This is a genomic window from Salmonella sp. 741265050_HSA (assembly GCF_046569445.1).
Classification (GTDB): domain Bacteria; phylum Pseudomonadota; class Gammaproteobacteria; order Enterobacterales; family Enterobacteriaceae; genus Salmonella; species Salmonella enterica.
This window is the reverse complement of record NZ_JBKFSV010000010.1, coordinates 87157-104484: the sequence shown is the minus strand read 5'-3', so window position 1 is coordinate 104484 and position 17328 is coordinate 87157. Positions and strand designations below refer to the sequence as shown.

The 17328-nt window shown below is 54.3% G+C and carries 19 protein-coding genes; 5 read left to right on the top strand and 14 right to left on the bottom strand.

Features of this window, described 5'->3' with window-relative positions; translation table 11 throughout:
* Nucleotides 1-35 precede the first annotated feature (35 nt).
* Nucleotides 36-2174, top strand: coding sequence for an anaerobic ribonucleoside-triphosphate reductase (gene nrdD, locus ACLD4F_RS16290; RefSeq protein ID WP_000187821.1), 2139 nt, complete (start codon nucleotides 36-38; stop codon nucleotides 2172-2174).
* A 216-nt stretch (nucleotides 2175-2390) separates the two neighbouring features.
* Nucleotides 2391-2855 carry an anaerobic ribonucleoside-triphosphate reductase-activating protein gene (gene nrdG, locus ACLD4F_RS16285; protein WP_001009178.1) on the top strand — a complete coding sequence of 155 codons (465 nt, stop codon included), beginning with the start codon at nucleotides 2391-2393 and terminating at the stop codon, nucleotides 2853-2855.
* A gap of 3 nt (nucleotides 2856-2858) precedes the next feature.
* On the opposite strand, the gene ACLD4F_RS16280 is transcribed toward nrdG, so the two are convergent.
* The 13 genes from ACLD4F_RS16280 to pmbA form a co-directional block, all read right to left on the bottom strand.
* Nucleotides 2859-3143: a type II toxin-antitoxin system RelE family toxin gene (locus tag ACLD4F_RS16280; RefSeq protein WP_000220581.1), complete on the bottom strand. Its 285-nt coding sequence runs from the start codon at nucleotides 3141-3143 to the stop codon at nucleotides 2859-2861.
* On the bottom strand, nucleotides 3133-3375 hold the full coding sequence (locus ACLD4F_RS16275) for a type II toxin-antitoxin system RelB/DinJ family antitoxin (RefSeq protein ID WP_000212724.1): 243 nt from the start codon (nucleotides 3373-3375) through the stop codon (nucleotides 3133-3135). The genes ACLD4F_RS16280 and ACLD4F_RS16275 overlap by 11 nt, the downstream gene beginning before the upstream one ends.
* A gap of 77 nt (nucleotides 3376-3452) precedes the next feature.
* Nucleotides 3453-5366, bottom strand: a complete 1914-nt coding sequence (locus tag ACLD4F_RS16270) for a BglG family transcription antiterminator (RefSeq protein WP_411010933.1) — start codon at nucleotides 5364-5366, stop codon at nucleotides 3453-3455.
* A 16-nt stretch (nucleotides 5367-5382) separates the two neighbouring features.
* Nucleotides 5383-6123 (bottom strand): 2-dehydro-3-deoxy-phosphogluconate aldolase, encoded by a 741-nt coding sequence (gene dagF / locus ACLD4F_RS16265; protein WP_411010932.1) that lies wholly within the window; start codon nucleotides 6121-6123, stop codon nucleotides 5383-5385.
* Entirely contained in the window at nucleotides 6120-7238 is a 1119-nt protein-coding gene (locus ACLD4F_RS16260) for a DgaE family pyridoxal phosphate-dependent ammonia lyase (protein WP_094965147.1), read from the bottom strand. Before ACLD4F_RS16260 ends, dagF begins: the two co-directional genes overlap by 4 nt.
* Nucleotides 7222-8355 carry an amidohydrolase/deacetylase family metallohydrolase gene (locus ACLD4F_RS16255; protein WP_080108444.1) on the bottom strand — a complete coding sequence of 378 codons (1134 nt, stop codon included), beginning with the start codon at nucleotides 8353-8355 and terminating at the stop codon, nucleotides 7222-7224. The genes ACLD4F_RS16260 and ACLD4F_RS16255 overlap by 17 nt, the downstream gene beginning before the upstream one ends.
* A 58-nt stretch (nucleotides 8356-8413) precedes the next feature.
* The gene (locus ACLD4F_RS16250; protein WP_000392127.1) at nucleotides 8414-9058 is read right to left on the bottom strand and encodes a DUF4310 family protein; all 645 of its coding nucleotides are present in this window, start codon (nucleotides 9056-9058) and stop codon (nucleotides 8414-8416) included.
* Nucleotides 9059-9069: 11 nt separating this feature from the next.
* Nucleotides 9070-9846 (bottom strand): DUF4311 domain-containing protein, encoded by a 777-nt coding sequence (locus ACLD4F_RS16245; protein ID WP_000478578.1) that lies wholly within the window; start codon nucleotides 9844-9846, stop codon nucleotides 9070-9072.
* A 22-nt stretch (nucleotides 9847-9868) separates the two neighbouring features.
* Nucleotides 9869-10171, bottom strand: a complete 303-nt coding sequence (locus ACLD4F_RS16240; RefSeq protein WP_000975187.1) for a DUF4312 family protein — start codon at nucleotides 10169-10171, stop codon at nucleotides 9869-9871.
* A complete protein-coding gene (locus tag ACLD4F_RS16235; RefSeq protein WP_000435389.1) occupies nucleotides 10171-10533 on the bottom strand; it encodes an SFCGS family glycine-rich protein in 363 nt (120 codons plus the stop codon). Before ACLD4F_RS16235 ends, ACLD4F_RS16240 begins: the two co-directional genes overlap by 1 nt.
* A 10-nt stretch (nucleotides 10534-10543) precedes the next feature.
* A complete protein-coding gene (locus ACLD4F_RS16230; RefSeq protein WP_001255104.1) occupies nucleotides 10544-10882 on the bottom strand; it encodes a glycine dehydrogenase in 339 nt (112 codons plus the stop codon).
* A 277-nt stretch (nucleotides 10883-11159) separates the two neighbouring features.
* Nucleotides 11160-11546, bottom strand: a complete 387-nt coding sequence (cybC, locus tag ACLD4F_RS16225; protein WP_001232231.1) for a cytochrome b562 — start codon at nucleotides 11544-11546, stop codon at nucleotides 11160-11162.
* 98 nt (nucleotides 11547-11644) lie between these two features.
* Nucleotides 11645-12997, bottom strand: a complete 1353-nt coding sequence (gene pmbA / locus ACLD4F_RS16220) for a metalloprotease PmbA (protein WP_000852994.1) — start codon at nucleotides 12995-12997, stop codon at nucleotides 11645-11647.
* Nucleotides 12998-13092: 95 nt separating this feature from the next.
* Between pmbA and yjgA the strand changes: the two genes are divergently transcribed.
* Nucleotides 13093-13644: a ribosome biogenesis factor YjgA gene (yjgA, locus tag ACLD4F_RS16215; RefSeq protein ID WP_000166287.1), complete on the top strand. Its 552-nt coding sequence runs from the start codon at nucleotides 13093-13095 to the stop codon at nucleotides 13642-13644.
* Nucleotides 13645-13750: 106 nt separating this feature from the next.
* On the opposite strand, the gene mpl is transcribed toward yjgA, so the two are convergent.
* Entirely contained in the window at nucleotides 13751-15124 is a 1374-nt protein-coding gene (gene mpl, locus ACLD4F_RS16210; protein WP_001219832.1) for a UDP-N-acetylmuramate:L-alanyl-gamma-D-glutamyl-meso-diaminopimelate ligase, read from the bottom strand.
* Between the two features lie 174 nt (nucleotides 15125-15298).
* On the opposite strand from mpl, the gene fbp reads away from it, so the two are divergent.
* Both fbp and ppa read left to right on the top strand, forming a co-directional pair.
* Complete coding sequence (gene fbp, locus ACLD4F_RS16205; protein ID WP_000853764.1) at nucleotides 15299-16297, top strand: class 1 fructose-bisphosphatase; 999 nt, start codon at nucleotides 15299-15301, stop codon at nucleotides 16295-16297.
* Between the two features lie 226 nt (nucleotides 16298-16523).
* Nucleotides 16524-17054 (top strand): inorganic diphosphatase, encoded by a 531-nt coding sequence (gene ppa / locus ACLD4F_RS16200; protein WP_000055079.1) that lies wholly within the window; start codon nucleotides 16524-16526, stop codon nucleotides 17052-17054.
* Nucleotides 17055-17328 lie beyond the last annotated feature (274 nt).

The following is a 17328-nucleotide window of genomic DNA, read 5'->3' as shown; positions in this document are numbered from 1 at the left end:
TGTGGATAACCTGTTCTTACAAATATGGAGTGATCATGACACCGCATGTGATGAAACGAGATGGCTGTAAAGTGCCATTCAAATCAGAGCGCATTAAGGAAGCCATTCTACGTGCAGCTAAAGCAGCGGGAGTCGATGACGCAGATTACTGTGCCACCGTCGCAGAAGTCGTTAGCAGCCAAATGAACGCACGCAGTCAGGTGGATATTAACGAGATCCAAACTGCGGTTGAAAACCAACTGATGTCCGGCCCGTACAAACAGCTTGCCCGCGCCTACATCGAATACCGTCACGATCGCGACATTCAGCGTGAAAAGCGTGGTCGTCTGAACCAGGAAATTCGCGGCCTGGTAGAGCAAACTAACTCCGCGTTGCTCAATGAAAACGCCAACAAAGACAGTAAAGTCATTCCCACCCAGCGCGATTTGCTGGCCGGGATTGTCGCCAAACACTATGCCCGCCAGCACCTGTTGCCGCGTGACGTAGTACAAGCGCATGAGCGCGGCGATATCCACTATCACGATCTCGACTATTCGCCGTTCTTCCCGATGTTCAACTGTATGCTGATCGACCTGAAAGGCATGTTGACCCAGGGCTTTAAGATGGGTAACGCCGAGATCGAACCGCCAAAATCTATCTCTACCGCCACTGCCGTTACCGCGCAGATTATCGCGCAGGTCGCCAGCCATATTTATGGCGGCACCACCATTAACCGTATCGACGAAGTGCTGGCGCCGTTTGTCACCGAAAGCTACAACAAGCACCGCAAAACCGCCGATGAGTGGCAGATCCCGGATGCCGAAGGGTATGCGCGTTCTCGCACCGAAAAAGAGTGCTACGACGCCTTCCAGTCGCTGGAGTACGAAGTTAACACGCTGCACACCGCTAACGGCCAGACGCCTTTCGTGACCTTTGGTTTTGGCCTCGGCACCAGTTGGGAGTCGCGTCTGATCCAGGCGTCTATTTTGCGTAACCGTATCGCCGGTCTGGGTAAAAATCGCAAAACCGCCGTGTTCCCGAAACTGGTCTTCGCTATCCGCGACGGTTTGAACCACAAGTTTGGCGATCCGAACTACGACATTAAACAACTGGCGCTGGAGTGCGCGAGCAAGCGCATGTATCCGGACATCCTCAACTACGATCAGGTAGTCAAAGTCACCGGTTCGTTCAAAACGCCAATGGGCTGCCGCAGCTTCCTCGGCGTGTGGGAGAACGAAAACGGCGAGCAGATCCACGACGGGCGTAACAACCTGGGCGTGATTAGCCTTAACCTGCCGCGCATCGCGCTGGAAGCAAAAGGCGACGAAACCGCATTCTGGAAACTGCTGGATGAACGTCTGGCGCTGGCGCGGAAGGCGCTGATGACCCGTATCGCCCGCCTTGAAGGCGTGAAAGCCCGTGTCGCGCCTATCCTGTATATGGAAGGCGCCTGCGGCGTGCGGCTGAAAGCGGACGACGACGTGTCTGAAATCTTTAAAAATGGTCGTGCGTCCATCTCTCTGGGCTACATTGGTATCCATGAAACCATTAATGCGCTGTTCGGCGGCGAGCACCTGTACGACAGCGAGCAACTTCGCGCTAAAGGCATCGCGATTGTGGAGCGTCTGCGCCAGGCCGTGGATCAGTGGAAAGAAGAGACCGGCTACGGCTTTAGTCTGTACAGCACGCCAAGTGAAAACCTCTGTGACCGCTTCTGCCGTCTGGATACCGCCGAGTTCGGCGTGGTGCCGGGCGTAACCGATAAAGGTTACTACACCAACAGCTTCCACCTCGACGTGGAGAAGAAGGTCAACCCGTACGACAAAATCGATTTCGAAGCACCGTATCCGCCGCTGGCGAACGGGGGTTTCATTTGCTACGGCGAATACCCGAACATTCAGCACAACCTGAAGGCGCTGGAAGATGTCTGGGATTACAGCTATCAGCATGTACCGTATTACGGCACCAACACGCCGATCGATGAATGCTACGAGTGCGGCTTTACCGGCGAGTTCGAATGTACCAGTAAAGGTTTCACCTGCCCGAAATGCGGCAACCACGACGCCGCGCGCGTCTCGGTCACCCGCCGCGTGTGCGGTTATTTAGGCAGCCCGGACGCGCGTCCGTTTAACGCCGGCAAGCAGGAAGAAGTGAAGCGCCGCGTGAAGCATTTAGGCAATGGGCAGATAGGTTAATTCTCCGTTTGCAATGCGTAAATGCCGGATGGCGGTGTAAACACCTTATCCGGCCTACAACCGCTGGCTATAGTTCCAATTTCATGAGTTTCCTCTAAGCAGTTGGTGTTGTAGCAAGGCGGCAAACGAACGAATCCCAGGGAGCTTACATAAGTAAGTGACCTGGGTAAGTGAGAGCGGCCAACGCCGCTACAGCGCCAAATGCAACGAGGAAACATGAACTTTCACCAATACTACCCCGTAGACATCGTTAACGGCCCCGGCACCCGCTGCACCCTGTTTGTGTCAGGGTGCGTGCATGAATGCCCTGGCTGCTATAACAAAAGCACCTGGCGGCTGAACTCCGGCCAGCCGTTTACCAAAGAGATGGAAGATAAGATCATTGCCGATCTGAACGACACGCGCATTCACCGTCAGGGGATCTCGCTGTCGGGCGGCGATCCGCTGCATCCGCAAAACGTACCGGATATTCTGACACTGGTACAACGTATCCACGCGGAGTGCCCGGGGAAAGATATCTGGGTGTGGACCGGCTACAAGCTCGATGAACTCAACGCCGCACAGATGCAGGTGGTCGATCTCATCAACGTGCTGGTCGATGGCAAATTTGTGCAGGATCTGAAAGACCCGGCGCTTATCTGGCGCGGTAGCAGCAACCAGGTAGTGCATCATTTGCGTTGATCGCTAAAGCCGTTTGTTTGCATCGTGATAGACGGCTGAATGTTCTCGCTTACCGACCGCGACAACAAACACAATCACAACTTCATCCCGAACCTGGTACACCAGACGATAACCGGACGATTTAAGCTTAATTTTATAGCAGTCAGGAAGACCGTTTAAACGGGCAGAGTCGATTCTGGGGTTCAATAGCACATCAGCCAACTTTTTCTTAAGCTGAGCCTTCACCGTATCGCCCAGCTTATGCCACTCTTTTAAGGCCCTCGGGTCGAATTCCAGTTCATAAGTCATCCAGACTAACCTTGATTCCCTTTTGCGGACTAGACAGCCTCTCCCGAACTGTCTGAATCAATGCATCTTCACTGTCGCTAAGAGTGACGGTTTTCACTGGCATGCGCCCCGTTTCCGCGACGTACTGGAACAGTAATCGCACGGCTTCCGTTGGAGTAATGTTCAGTTTTTCCAGCACGGCATAAGCCTCATTTTTGAGTTTGTCATCCAGACGGACGTTCAGCGTGGCCATTATGCCTCCAGTAAAATCGAATGTGTAATGCAGTTTAGCATTACATTCGCATTACATCGAATTCTGGATAACGCCTCTCAAAAACGACTCACGCACTCCATCGCGACCGTTTTAAATTGCGTAAAATTCTGACATGCGCAGAGGCGCGTCATGGCGCGTTCGCGCAGGAAAGTGACGAAAATATCGTAGATGGCCATCGCCTCTTCATATTCACTTTTGCTGATGGCGAGTAAAAAAATAACGTGCGCCGTTTCATCACCCCAGGCAATCCCCTGCGGCGCGAGCACCGTATAAACCACCGTTTTCTTCGCCAGCAGCCCCAGCGCGTGTGGCAAGGCAATCCCGTCGCCTAATAACGTACTGACGATAGCTTCACGTTCAATAACCGAATCGAGAAACGCCGCATCAACAAAGCCTTCCTCATGCAACTGATCGCACAGCGTTTTAAACAGCGTATGTTGATCTATTTCCCCTTCCACGATGCGAAAATGCGAGGCATCGAAATATTTATCCAGCATCCACGGGCGGGTTCTGTCTACCAGCACCAGCTTACCGATCTGCTCCAATTGATAGTCGGTAGGAAAGGGCGCGATCATGATGACCGGTTTATCTTTTTCACCGATCCGCGCCGTGGAAATCACAAAATCCTCCACAATACTGTCCCGCGCCTCATAGTCGCGTAGCGTCAAAGTGCGGGCTATCTCAATCTGCGGGTATTTCCGCGCCAGTACCGCTTCAATCATCCGCACCATCGCATTACCAGCATCACACACCAGCAGTACCTGCGGCTGCCGCTGGTAGCCAATGTTGTAACTACGTTCCAGCCCAACGCCAATATGCAGCACCAGAAAACCGATTTCGTTTTCGCTAATGGTATACGGCGTGTATTTTCCCCAACTCGATATCGCCGCCAACGTCATATCCCATGCCATCGGATAGTGCTGCTTAATATTTTCCAGTAGTGGGTTGGGGATCATGATCTGGTAGCGCACGCGGGTGATCATCGTTTTGATGTGGGTCAGCAAGTCCGCGTGAAGCTGTTTATCATTCAACAGGTTATAGTTGTACTGGGTATTAATAAAATCGAGGATATAGCGCACCAGCGCCTCTTCATCATCGGCATTAATGGCGCTGGGGGCAATCTCCTGTACCTGGCGGGCGGCAATATGCACCTTCAGCCAGCTTACTTCCGGCTCCGACAGCGGCTTGTCGGCCAGCTGTTGTAGTAGCTCCGCAATCTCATGCGCCGCATGGCGCACTTTTTCATCGACCTCCTCTGCCACGCATTCCGATAACGGATACCCCTCGCGAATACGCCGTACCGCCACCGCGCAGTACAAACGCAGAAACAGCTCGCCCTCATCGGTCAGGCGGATTTGACAATGAGAGAAAATATCCGGCAAAAGAGACTGCAGCCGTTGAGACACCTCGGTGTTCAGCGTGGTACTAACAATTAACGGATGGGAGGGCTCCTGCTGCGCCAGCGTCCATAAAAGGTCGGTCAGACAGGCGCGAATCGCCATCTCTCCGCCAAACAATTTCATGCCATGACGCGGACGCGTTTCCAGCGTCAGATGATAACGCAGCAAATGCTCGCGTACGTCCGCCATGTCGTTCTGCAGCGTCGCACGGCTGACAAACCATTCATCTGCCAAATCCTCCAGCTTCAGCGAGAAGGCGGAGGTTAAAAAACGCGCCAGCAAGTAGTGTATCCGCTCCTGGCTGGTGCGCGGACCGCGCGCCAGCGTGGGAGATTGCTGCGTTTGCAGGGATTGATAACGTGCCGGATCATCAATTTTGAGCTGATACCCGTTGCCGCGGCTGAGAGTAAATTGCGCACCATGCGGCGTCAGCAACATGTTCAGCGCGGCGATATCCGCCCGAACGGTACGCGTGGAGACCGACAACCGCTGCGCCAGCTCATCCTGCGGCAGCGTCTCGTTTTGCAGCATCGAAAATAGCTGCGCTAAACGTTGGTTGGGGAATCGCACGTCTCTCTCCTCATGATTAGCCGACACGCGACCGGACGATAGCGAGTAACTGACGCACATCGTCCGCACGGGTGTTGCCGCTCACCTTATCAATAATCGAACTATAAATGTGAGGAATGATTTTGCTTACACCTGCATCAAGGGCGATGTGCAGAATCTCGGCGAAGTTTTCCAGATCGATACCGCCCGTCGGTTCCAGCCAGAAATCATGGCGGGCGCAGGCCTCAGCTACCGCTTTATACTCGTCGCGACAGGTGAGTCCTCCCATCGGAAAGTATTTAACAGAGCTGCCGCCCATGTCTTTGAGTAGCGCAATCGCCGTTTCTATGGGTACGATGCCGTCCGGCGCGCGGCTGCTTAGCGGGCCGGTGGAAATTTTCACCAGCCCCGGCGTGCCGGTCGGCGAGACAAGACCGTTCACCACCGTCTCATTTTGCCCCAGCAGCGCCCGGCTGGTCCCTACGCCGGTAAACACCTGGTTGACATGCTGCGGCTGTACCTGACGCGAGATTTCGCTCACCATCGACGACTGGTTAGGATCGCCTGCCCCCAGTCCGACGGAGAGCGCATTATCGATAAGCGCCGCATATTCACGCATATCTGCGACTGCGCTTGCCACATCCGGATAGTTTTTGGAGAGCACGCCAACCAGCACATGACCTTCCGCCGCCGCGTAGATTTCCCGGGCGTTATCTTTCGAACCGGCCAGTACGTTCAGGCAAACGCGATCGCGGTAAAAGTTAGGGGTCAGTTTCATGCTTGTTTCTCCTGATTAATCACCTCACCAATACGACGCGCCACAATCGCTAACTGCGCGCGATCGACGCTGCGGACATCCGCTTCAATAATCCCTTCGTTGGCTTTGTATCCGCGAAAGTAAATCGCGTATTCCCCTTGCTTCAGCGCGTCGACCAGTTCGCCTGTGGCGATGCCGGTAACGGCTTCATCAAACTTAATTTCCGTGCGCGCGATGTCGCGTCCGGCGCTGTCCCACACCACACGGGCGCTGACGCCGTTAAACGTGTTCAACGTGTCGATAAAGGGCGCCATTTTTTCTACCATCTCCGCGCCGCTCTCTTTTTGCGCCCGCAGGTACAATTCAATGGCGCAGGTCAGGCCAACAATTCCCTCTTTGCCGACCTTCATCGCCCGGCCTATGCCCGCTGACTGACGTTTTACCCACTCAACATACTGCGTTTTACCAATCACCAGCCCGCTGGTCGGCCCTTCAATCGCTTTCGCGCCGCTATAGATAACGAGATCTGCGCCCACGCGGTAGTAGCACTGCAAATCTTCTTCCGCCGCCGCGTCCACAATCAGCGGGAGATTATGCGTGCGTGCCACTACCGCAGCCTGCTCCACACTAAGCATACTTTTCTGTACGCAGTGGTGAGATTTGATATAGAGAATAGCCGCCGTGCGCGGCGTAATGGCCGCCGCCAACTGCGCGGCGGAACATTCGTTGGCGTAACCGGCTTCCACCAGTTTGCCGCCGCCCAGCGCCACCATCGTTCCCACCGGCGCGCCAAAGTTGACGTTGTGGCCCTTTGGCAGGACGATTTCGTTATTTTCAATCGGTGTAACGTGCAGGTTTTCCAGCAGCCAGTCGCTGTCCTGCACCAGTACCGCGGCAACCGACTGGGCAAGGCCCGCACTGGCGCAGGAGACTACCGTCGCCCCTTCCACCTCCAGCAATTTCGCAATGTACTCGCCAGTTTTATTCATCAGATCTTTCATCTCGAAATACTGATTCATTCCGGCCATCGCCGCGTCTATCACTTCCGGGCGCGGCGTAGAGACGCCGAGCGCCGTCATACGTCCGGAGGCATTAATCACCTGTTTTAATTGATACTTCTCAAAAATCGAAGGCATGTTCCGCGCTCCCTTGTTCGGTCATATAGCCCTTGCCTGCGCGTATCGCGGCAAGCGGCGTCAGCAATTCTTCAGCCTGTAAGCTGTCGTTTTCCGCGTCTACCAACACGGCAGGCTGGCGTTTAAGCGTAAAGAGGGTCAGGTCGGCATCCAGACCAGGCTGAAGACGACCTTTGGTTTTCAGATTCAGGCTATCGGCGGCATTGGCCGTCACGCAAGCAATGACCTGCGGCAGCGACATGCCGATGGCGAGGAATTTCGACATCACATTAGCCAGCGAATGCACCGGGCCATTGATGCGGTTACGGCAGTAGATATCGGAACTGATGGTATGCGGTAAAATCCCCAGGCTAATGGCGCGTTTCGCCACCGCAAAGCTCAGACTGGCGGTACCATGTCCAACGTCCAGACGCACGCCGCGCGCCAGCGCTCGTGTCACCGAGGCGCGCAGCTCGCCTTCGGGCGTCAGAATACGGTTCGGCTTACCGTTGTAACAGTGGGTAATGATATCGCCCGCCGTCAGACGCTCCGCGATTTCGTCCAGATCCGGCGGGTTATTTCCAATATGTACCATCAGCGGCAGGTTGCCGTTTTCTTGCTGCATGGCTTTAGCGCGTTCCAGCGGCGTGATGCCGTTAACGCCTACCACGCTGCTGCTCATCCGCGCCTTGAGGCCGACGATAAAATCCGGATGGCGTTTTACCGCCTGCCGGACCGCATCGGCGTCAATATTGGCCATGTTAGCCAGCTCGTTTTGGGCAATAAGCCCAACGCGTGAAACATTCAGCAGCGCATAAACGTCGGTGGTCGCCTGACGCGTCAGAGCATAGAAATCATCAATATCATCTGCGCCAGTGCTGCCGGCATCCACCACTGTGGTAACGCCAGTGGCAATACCCACGCTGTCTGGTTCGTCGTGGTAAATCGGCGATGTCGGGTAGCAGTGAACGTGCGAATCAATCCAACCCGCACTAACGTAACACTCGCCGCGCAGGTCAATGGTTTTCACCGCCGGGCCATCAACGTCACCCAACGCCGCGATTTTGCCATCTTGCAGGGCAATATTAGTCAGCGTGTCATCGACCAGACGCGCATGGCGCAGGAGTAAATCAAACATCGTTCTCTCCTTTGCCGGATGGCGGCGCAACCGCCTTATCCGGCCTACAAATCAACAGTTAGCTAATCGCAATCGGGAAGATGGAACCGAGGATCATCGCGCCTAAAATCGCGCCGCCGGTAATCGGCTTCTGCCAGATATAAAACAGCAGCGCGCCCACCAGAGAGCCCAGACCAATGGGAATCGATGCCGTCATGGCGCTGAGGATAATCAACGGCCCCAGAAAACGGCCTGAAGTGTTACCGGCCCCCATCATGACGTCCGCCCCGTACGTGGAGTCGCTCTGATTAATGGTGAACTTACGCGCCAGAATAATGATGTAGCCAATCGCCAGGCCAATCACCAGACCGGTTATCAGCGAAGCGATAAAGTTCGCCACCGGGAAGACAAAGCCAGCCCCCAGCAGTAACGCCGGAACCCCTAAGCCCACGCCAGTCTGAATTGCCCCGCCGATATCCAGAATTCCGACCAGCGAACCTTCGATAATGCGGGCAAATAAAAAGCTGGCGCCGAAAGCGGCGACCGCGCCGTAGACGCCGGTATCCATCCCCGCTTTCAACATCGCCACAAAAGCGACTTCGTTAAATGCGCCGATACCGTACAGATAGTACATATGCGTCCCGGCGAAAACGCCGGAGGAGAGCAGGCCAACAAAGATCGGGAACGACCAGTCGGCATACCAAAAACCTTTATTCTCTTCCATTGTGGCCTCCGTTATTTGCCGCTGAGCGAGTTGTGGATCAGTTCAAGCCAGTTCGGTACCGTCATGTTGAAAGACTCGATCATTTTCATGTCGAAGCCGCGGAAGAAGCCGCTCAACACAAACAGCAAAACGATGGCGACCATCATCACTTTGGTGACATGGTTCCAGCCGCTCTCTTCTACGCCTTTGCCGATCAAAATACCCAGTACCAGCCCCGGTACGGCGTTCCCCATGATGAGCTGCGCCGCGCCGCCGAAAACGGTGGCCCAGAAGCCCGATTTTTTACCAGCGTCGATCGCCGCTAACCAGAAGATCACAGGCATGACGATGTTGACCAGCAGGTTTGCCGCCGGTACCAGCACCTTAACCGCCGTCACCTGTAGCGCCTCTGGCACGGATGAGGCGGTCAGGTTAAGGAACGTTACGACAATCATGCCGATGACGGCGCAGGCGATCGCCATTTTTTTCGGGTCGTGCAGCGTCTCGCCGACGTTACGGTTTTTGATCATTAGCGCCGCCGCGCCCCAGTTAGGGATGATGCGGTGATCGACATCCTGGGTGAACGATCCGGCCGCCACAGACGACGCCCAGGCGTTAAAGAAGAAACCCAGCCCAAAGGAGAAGTGAGATGCCGGGTCGCCTTCACAAGAGTTGAGTTCGCCCAACGTACGGAACGCGCCCATCCCCTGCGTGGTTGGCGCGTGAAACATGCGTGCAGCCCCAGCGCCCACCCCTACGCCGACCAGCGCGCCGATAATGAGCGATTTAATTAGTATTATCAGGAACATAACTATGCCTTTTTAATAAAAATCAGCGTTTCGCGACGAAATCCACCCTGTCGAGATTGATGGCGGTCACGTTGACGGTCACATCCAGCTCCACGCTGTAAGTGCGTCGTTCCCGGCGCAAAAAGAAAAACAGAAAGGCCTCTTTACGCACCGACTCATGCGCCTGAACAATCCGCACATCCTGTGGCTCAATACGCAGTAAGATATACGGCGACTCTCTCATCACCGCCGACTGAACATGGTTCAGCGCATCGGCAAAGGCGCGTGCTTTGGCGTCGCCCTTGCCTTTTACTCTCACCGTGGTGGTGAATTGCTCTTTCATCATCAGGCGCCGTATTTCTTTTGCCACGCCTGCACCAGGCGCTCGCCGAGCTCTTCTTTATCCATAAAGCCGAAACCCAACACGTTGCAGCCTTCATTGATAGCGGTGACGCCTTCATCCACTGACCGCATGCCATATTTGGCTTTGTAGCCATGCTTGTTTTGCGCGGTGATAGCGCCCGCGCCGCCGCTGCCGCAAAATGAAATGCCGAAGGTGGCGTTTTCCGCTTTCATCACATCGCCCAGCTTCATGTCTGCCGCGACGCCCGGTACGACGACCGCGCGACCGCCCGCTTTTTCCACGCCTGCCGCCACTTTCTGGCCTTTACCCAGGCGATCGCCAATCACGACGGTAATCTGTTCCATTTTTTGCTCCTTAGAGGTTGTCTTTCGCGACTTCAAAATGTACCGATAATAGCCAGGCTTCTTCGTCAGGAAGGTTGCCAAACGCCGCCACGATTTCGCGGGCGAGCGCCATTGATTCGGCTGAGATTTCATCAAACAAGCTGGCATCGACTTCCGGTAAAGGCTCGCCGGTAATTGACCGGTGCGCCATCGCGCGAACGTGCGAGGTCAGCATTTGCGTCTGTACCGCATTGGGGACAATGTGATGCCGCCCCAGCAGGCTATCCACCTGCGTTAACACCTGTTCAGCCAGTTCGTTAATTCGCTCACCGGCATCGTGTTTTACTGCTCCGTTATCCACGCGTCTCACCCCGTTAATGGCAATGAGATAAAACTAGCGGCAAGGGTTAAAAGTTTGTAGCGAGTTATTTTCCACCTCGAAGTGGAAACGCGAGTGGGATAGGTGATCTGCGCCACAGAAAAGGCGGCATTAATGAATTATCGCCGGGAAAGTGTGAGATCTATCGCGGCATAAAGAGGAAATGGCGAAACAATGACGTTGTCGTATAAAGTGAGAAAGTGTGATGGGTATTACATTTTGCCGGATGGCGACCTGCGGATAAAGCGAAGCCGCCATCCCACAAAAATTAACGATACTTCTTATGATACGTATTGCGGGTGGTTTTTAGCGCTTCCGCCGCCGCTTTCGCTTCTTTAACGTTACCTTCGTTCGCCAGCTTCAGCGCGCCATCAATTTGGCCGACCAGAATGTCAAAACCGTGACGAAAATCCTTCATTTCCGGGCTATCCGGCGCTTTATCTTCCAGCTTTGGCGGCGTAGCTTTTTGAGCATCCAGCGCGGCCGCGCGCATTTTGGTTAATGCCGCTTTCAGTTCAGGGGCACTATCCGTTTTCTCAACAACTTTCAGGTTATCATTGAGAATATCCATATTATCTTCAAGATCGGCAGCAAAAACAGCCGAACCGAATACCAGCGATGACACAGCAAGAATAGCTAACAGGCTTTTACGCATTGCTCACTTCCTTTTTTATTATTAACGATAAGTGTAATACCCTGAATAATTCGAGCTGCAGGCAGCCAACGCGCCTGCAGCCTGAAGTATGACGGGTATTATTGTCCGGCGATTTTCATCTCCGGTAACAATACCGAACCGCACTGTATATTACTGCGCGTTTCAATATCATCACCTACGGTGACAATATTACGCCACATCTCTTTTAAATTACCGGCAATGGTAATTTCACTTACCGGGTACTGGATTTCACCATTTTCAACCCAGAATCCCGCAGCGCCGCGGGAGTAGTCGCCGGTAATACCGCTGACGCCCTGGCCCATCAGTTCCGTCACCACCAGGCCGGTGCCCATCTCTTTTAGCAACTGCTCAAAGTTCAGCCCCTGCCCGGCGATACGCCAGTTATGAATGCCGCCGGCATGACCGGTACTTTTCAGCCCCAGTTTGCGGGCAGAATAGTTGGTCAGCAACCATTGCGTCAGTACGCCATCCTTCACAATGTCCCGGCGCTCCGTACGCACGCCTTCGCTGTCGAACGGTGAAGACGCCAGCCCTTTTAGCAGATGCGGGTGTTCTTCGATGGTTAACCATTCCGGCAGAATTTGTTTGCCCAGCGAGTCGAGCAGAAAAGTGGATTTACGGTAGACCGCGCCGCCGGCAATCGCCCCGACCAGATGACCGAATAGCCCTGTCGCCACTTCATTGGCGAAAATGACCGGAGCTTTCATGGTGGAGAGCTTGCGCGGCGACAGGCGGGATAAGGTGCGGCGCGCGCACTCGGCCCCGACCCATTCCGGCGCTTGCAGATCCGCCATTGCCCGACCGATGGTGTAAGCGTAATCGCGCTCCATATCGCCATTCTCTTCGGCGATGACGCAGCTTGAGAGCGAATGGCGCGTGGAGCAATATCCCTGCAACATGCCGTGACTGTTGCCGAACACTTTAATGCCGTAATGGCTGTTAAAGCTCCCGCCTTCGGTATTGGTGATGCGTTTATCCGCCTTTAGAGAAGCCTGTTCCGCACGCGCGGCCAGTTCAATGGCTTCGTCTGGCGTAACCTCTGCCGGGTGGAACAAGTCCAGATCCGGCGCGTCAAACGCCAGCAGTTCTTTGTCCGCCACGCCTGCGCACGGGTCCGGCGACGTGTAACGCGCGATATCCAGCGCGGCCTGCACGGTACGGGCAATCGCCTGCGGGCTTAAATCCGTCGAAGAGGCGCTGCCTTTGCGGTTCTGGTGATACACCGTAATGCCCAGCGCGCCGTCGCTATTAAATTCGACATTCTCTACTTCACCATAACGGGTGCTGACGCTAATGCCGGTGGTCTTGCTGACGGCGACTTCCGCCCCATCCGATTTGCCTGAGGCTAACTCCAGCGCTGTCGAAACTGCTTCTTCCAGAATCTTACGCTGCGCTTCAACTTGTGAGATTACTTTCATTGCAAATGCCATAATGTAGAGAGAGTTTCTCTGAAGTCTAACAGAGAACCGTTTTTCAGTGCGCATCTTAACTGGTAACATTAGCCTCTTTTTTTAAGGAGCCTGACATGACAAAGCAGCCCGAAGACTGGCTCGACGACGTTCCCGGTGATGACATCGAAGACGAAGACGATGAAATTATCTGGGTCAGTAAAAGTGAAATTAAACGCGATGCCGAGGAATTAAAACGCCTGGGCGCGGAACTGGTGGATCTGGGGAAAAACGCGCTGGATAAGATCCCGCTGGACGCCGATCTGCGCGACGCCATTGAACTGGCCCAGCGAATCAAAATGGAAGGACGCCGCCGCCAGTTGCAGCTTATCGGAAAAATGCTGCGCCAACGCGACGTTGAACCTATTCGCCAGGCGCTGGACAAGCTGAAGAACCGCCATAATCAGCAGGTGGTGCTGTTTCACAAGCTTGAGCATCTGCGCGATCGTCTGATCGTCGAAGGCGATGACGCGGTAGCCGAAGTACTGACCCTGTGGCCGCACGCCGATCGTCAACAGCTTCGTTCATTGATCCGCAATGCGAAGAAAGAGAAAGAAGGCAACAAACCGCCGAAATCAGCGCGTCAGATTTTCCAGTATCTGCGCGAGCTGGCGGAAAACGAAGGGTAATTTTACACGTTGGTAGCGTCTGCCGGATGGCGGCGCTGGCGCCTTATCCGGCCTACAGGAATGTACGTATTGTAGGCCCGGTAAGCGCAGCGCCACCGGGCATTTTTTACTCCACAACCAGTGCTTTTTTCGCCAGCCCATCCAGCAATTTCTGATGGATGCCGCCGAAACCGCCGTTGCTCATCACCAGGATGTGATCGCCAGGCTGTGCGGTTTTCACCACCATTTCCGCCAGCGTATCGACATCGCCACTCCAGTGAGCAGGCTGTACGCAGGCTTCGGCGACCTCCGCCACTTGCCACGGAATATGCGGCGGCTGCAGCAGGAACACTTCATCCGCACGCCCTAACGACGGTGCCAGGTCATCCTTGCATAACCCCATCTTCATCGTGTTAGAGCGCGGCTCCAGCACTGCGATAATGCGCGCGGTGCCGCCCACTTTACCGCGCAACGCCGCCAGCGTGGCCAGAATTGCCGTCGGATGGTGAGCAAAATCGTCATACACCGTCACGCCGTTCGCTTCACCGCGTAGCTCCAGACGGCGGCGGGCGTTAATAAATGACCCCAGCGCACTGGCCGCTTCTGCGGGCGCGACGCCCACGTGGCGCGCGGCGGCAATCGCCATCAGCCCATTGTGCATGTTATGTTCGCCGACCAGGCCCCATTTCACATCGCCGACTTTTTCGCCGTCCAGCCACACTTCCCACTCGGAAGCATCCGTAGTCAGCTTCTTCGCCTGCCAGTGTCCCTGCTCGCCCACCAGCTCCTGCTCGCTCCAGCAGCCCAGCGCCATGGTCTGTTTCAGGTTGATGTCGTTTTCCGGCCAGATGATGCGCCCCTGCCCCGGCACGATGCGCACCAGATGGTGGAACTGCTTCTGGATCGCTTTCAGATCGTCGAAGATGTCGGCATGATCAAACTCAAGGTTGTTGAGGATCAGCGTACGCGGGCAGTAATGCACAAATTTAGAACGTTTATCAAAGAACGCGCAGTCGTACTCATCCGCTTCGATAACAAAGAACGGGCTCTCGCCCAGGCGCGCGGAAACCTCAAAGTTACCCGGTACGCCGCCAATCACAAAGCCCGGTTTGTACCCGCACGCTTCCAGTATCCAGGTCGCCATGCCTGCGGTCGTGGTTTTGCCGTGGGTACCGGCGACCGCCAGTACCCAGCGATCGCGCAACACAAAGTCGTGCAGCCACTGTGGACCAGACATAAAGGGAATGTTTTTTTCCAGCACCGCTTCCACGCACGGATTCCCGCGCGTCATCGCATTGCCGATAATCACCAGATCCGGCTGCGGATCGAGCTGGCTGGCGTCATAACCCTGGATCAGATCAATGCCTTGCTTCTCAAGTAAGGTACTCATCGGCGGATACACATTGGCGTCCGAACCCGTTACTTCATGACCAAGCGAGCGAGCCAGCATCGCCAGCCCCCCCATGAAAGTGCCACAAATTCCCAAAATATGAATGCGCATACGTCACTATCCTTTTTTTATCTGCGAGCCATTTTACGCACATGTCTGGCAAGTGAGAAACGCATTTCAGGTAAATCTGTACTTTGCTGGCGCGATTCACCTGAGCGCATCATCTGAAATGTTTGTTAAGATTGTTACGGTCGCTTTACTCCAATCAATTGCAGGGAAAGTGTTATGAAAACGTTAGGTGAATTTATTGTCGAAAAGCAGCACGAGTTCTCTCAGGCTACCGGTGAGCTCACTGCTTTGCTGTCGGCAATAAAATTGGGCGCCAAGATCATCCACCGCGATATCAACAAGGCCGGTCTGGTCGATATCCTGGGTGCCAGCGGTGCTGAGAACGTACAGGGCGAGGTTCAGCAGAAACTCGATCTGTTCGCGAACGAGAAACTGAAAGCTGCACTAAAAGCGCGCGATATTGTAGCGGGCATCGCATCGGAAGAAGAGGACGAAATTGTCGTCTTTGAAGGCTGCGAACACGCGAAATATGTGGTGCTGATGGACCCTCTGGATGGCTCTTCTAACATCGACGTTAACGTCTCTGTCGGTACGATTTTCTCGATTTATCGCCGCGTGACGCCCGTCGGCACGCCGGTCACCGAAGAAGATTTCCTGCAACCCGGCAACAAACAGGTCGCTGCGGGATATGTCGTGTATGGCTCGTCCACCATGCTGGTTTACACCACCGGCTGCGGCGTACACGCTTTCACCTACGATCCGTCGTTGGGCGTGTTCTGTCTGTGCCAGGAACGTATGCGTTTCCCGGAAAAGGGTAAAACCTACTCCATTAACGAAGGCAACTACATTAAATTCCCGAATGGCGTGAAGAAGTACATCAAATTCTGCCAGGAAGAGGATAGTTCAACAAGTCGCCCTTATACCTCACGTTACATTGGCTCTCTGGTGGCCGATTTCCATCGCAACCTGCTGAAAGGCGGCATCTATCTCTACCCCAGCACCGCCAGCCATCCGCAGGGAAAACTGCGTCTGCTGTATGAGTGCAACCCGATGGCGTTTCTCGCGGAACAGGCCGGCGGCAAAGCAAGCGATGGTAAAGAACGTATTCTGGATATCATTCCGGAAAGCCTGCACCAGCGCCGCTCGTTCTTCGTTGGCAACCGCCATATGGTTGACGATGTGGAACGCTTTATCCGCGAATACCCGGACGCGTAATCTTTACCACCATGCGGAATAACGCATGAAGCCGCCATTGGGCAATAAGATGTCCGATGGCGGCGTTGCCTTATCAGGCCCGTGATTTTTTCGGTTCTTAACCTTTGTCGTTTATGCTCCGCAACGACGCGCCAGATGAGGCGGAAACGAAAACAAGCGAAGACTTTCGGCGTGAGTTGGCTATAATACTCGCCACTTGTTTGTCATAAATTCAAAGGAAACAGACATGAGCTTACTCAACGTCCCGGCGGGTAAAGAACTGCCGGAAGATATCTACGTCGTTATCGAGATCCCGGCTAACGCAGATCCGATCAAATACGAAGTTGACAAAGAGAGCGGCGCGCTGTTCGTTGACCGCTTCATGTCCACCGCGATGTTCTATCCGTGCAACTACGGTTACATCAACCATACCCTGTCTCTGGACGGCGACCCGGTAGACGTTCTGGTCCCGACGCCGTACCCGCTGCAGCCAGGCGCCGTCATCCGTTGCCGTCCGGTTGGCGTACTGAAAATGACCGACGAATCCGGTGAAGATGCGAAACTGGTTGCCGTACCGCACACCAAACTGAGCAAAGAGTATGATCACATTAAAGATGTGAACGATCTGCCGGAACTGCTGAAAGCGCAGATCACTCATTTCTTCGAGCATTATAAAGATCTCGAAAAAGGCAAATGGGTGAAAGTTGACGGTTGGGACAACGCCGAAGCGGCTAAAGCGGAAATCGTTGCCTCCTTCGAGCGCGCAGCGAAGAAATAAGTTCGCTTTTACATAAGCGTCAAGATAAAGGCTCTCATAGTAATGAGGGCCTTTTTATTGGCTAATGAATAGAACACAATTTTTATCATTATTAGTTTAACATTCACGGAATGAATAAGACTTTACCTGATTTTTTATTAAAAAGGGTTGAATACGCTCACGGTTTCTCTAAAAAGCTTAAGATAATAATTGTTTTGTGAATGCCCGCAGACTCCTCTGGACTTACGCCCTAAATATTAGCAAGCGCTAAATTCTTATTTAGTGCATAGGCCCG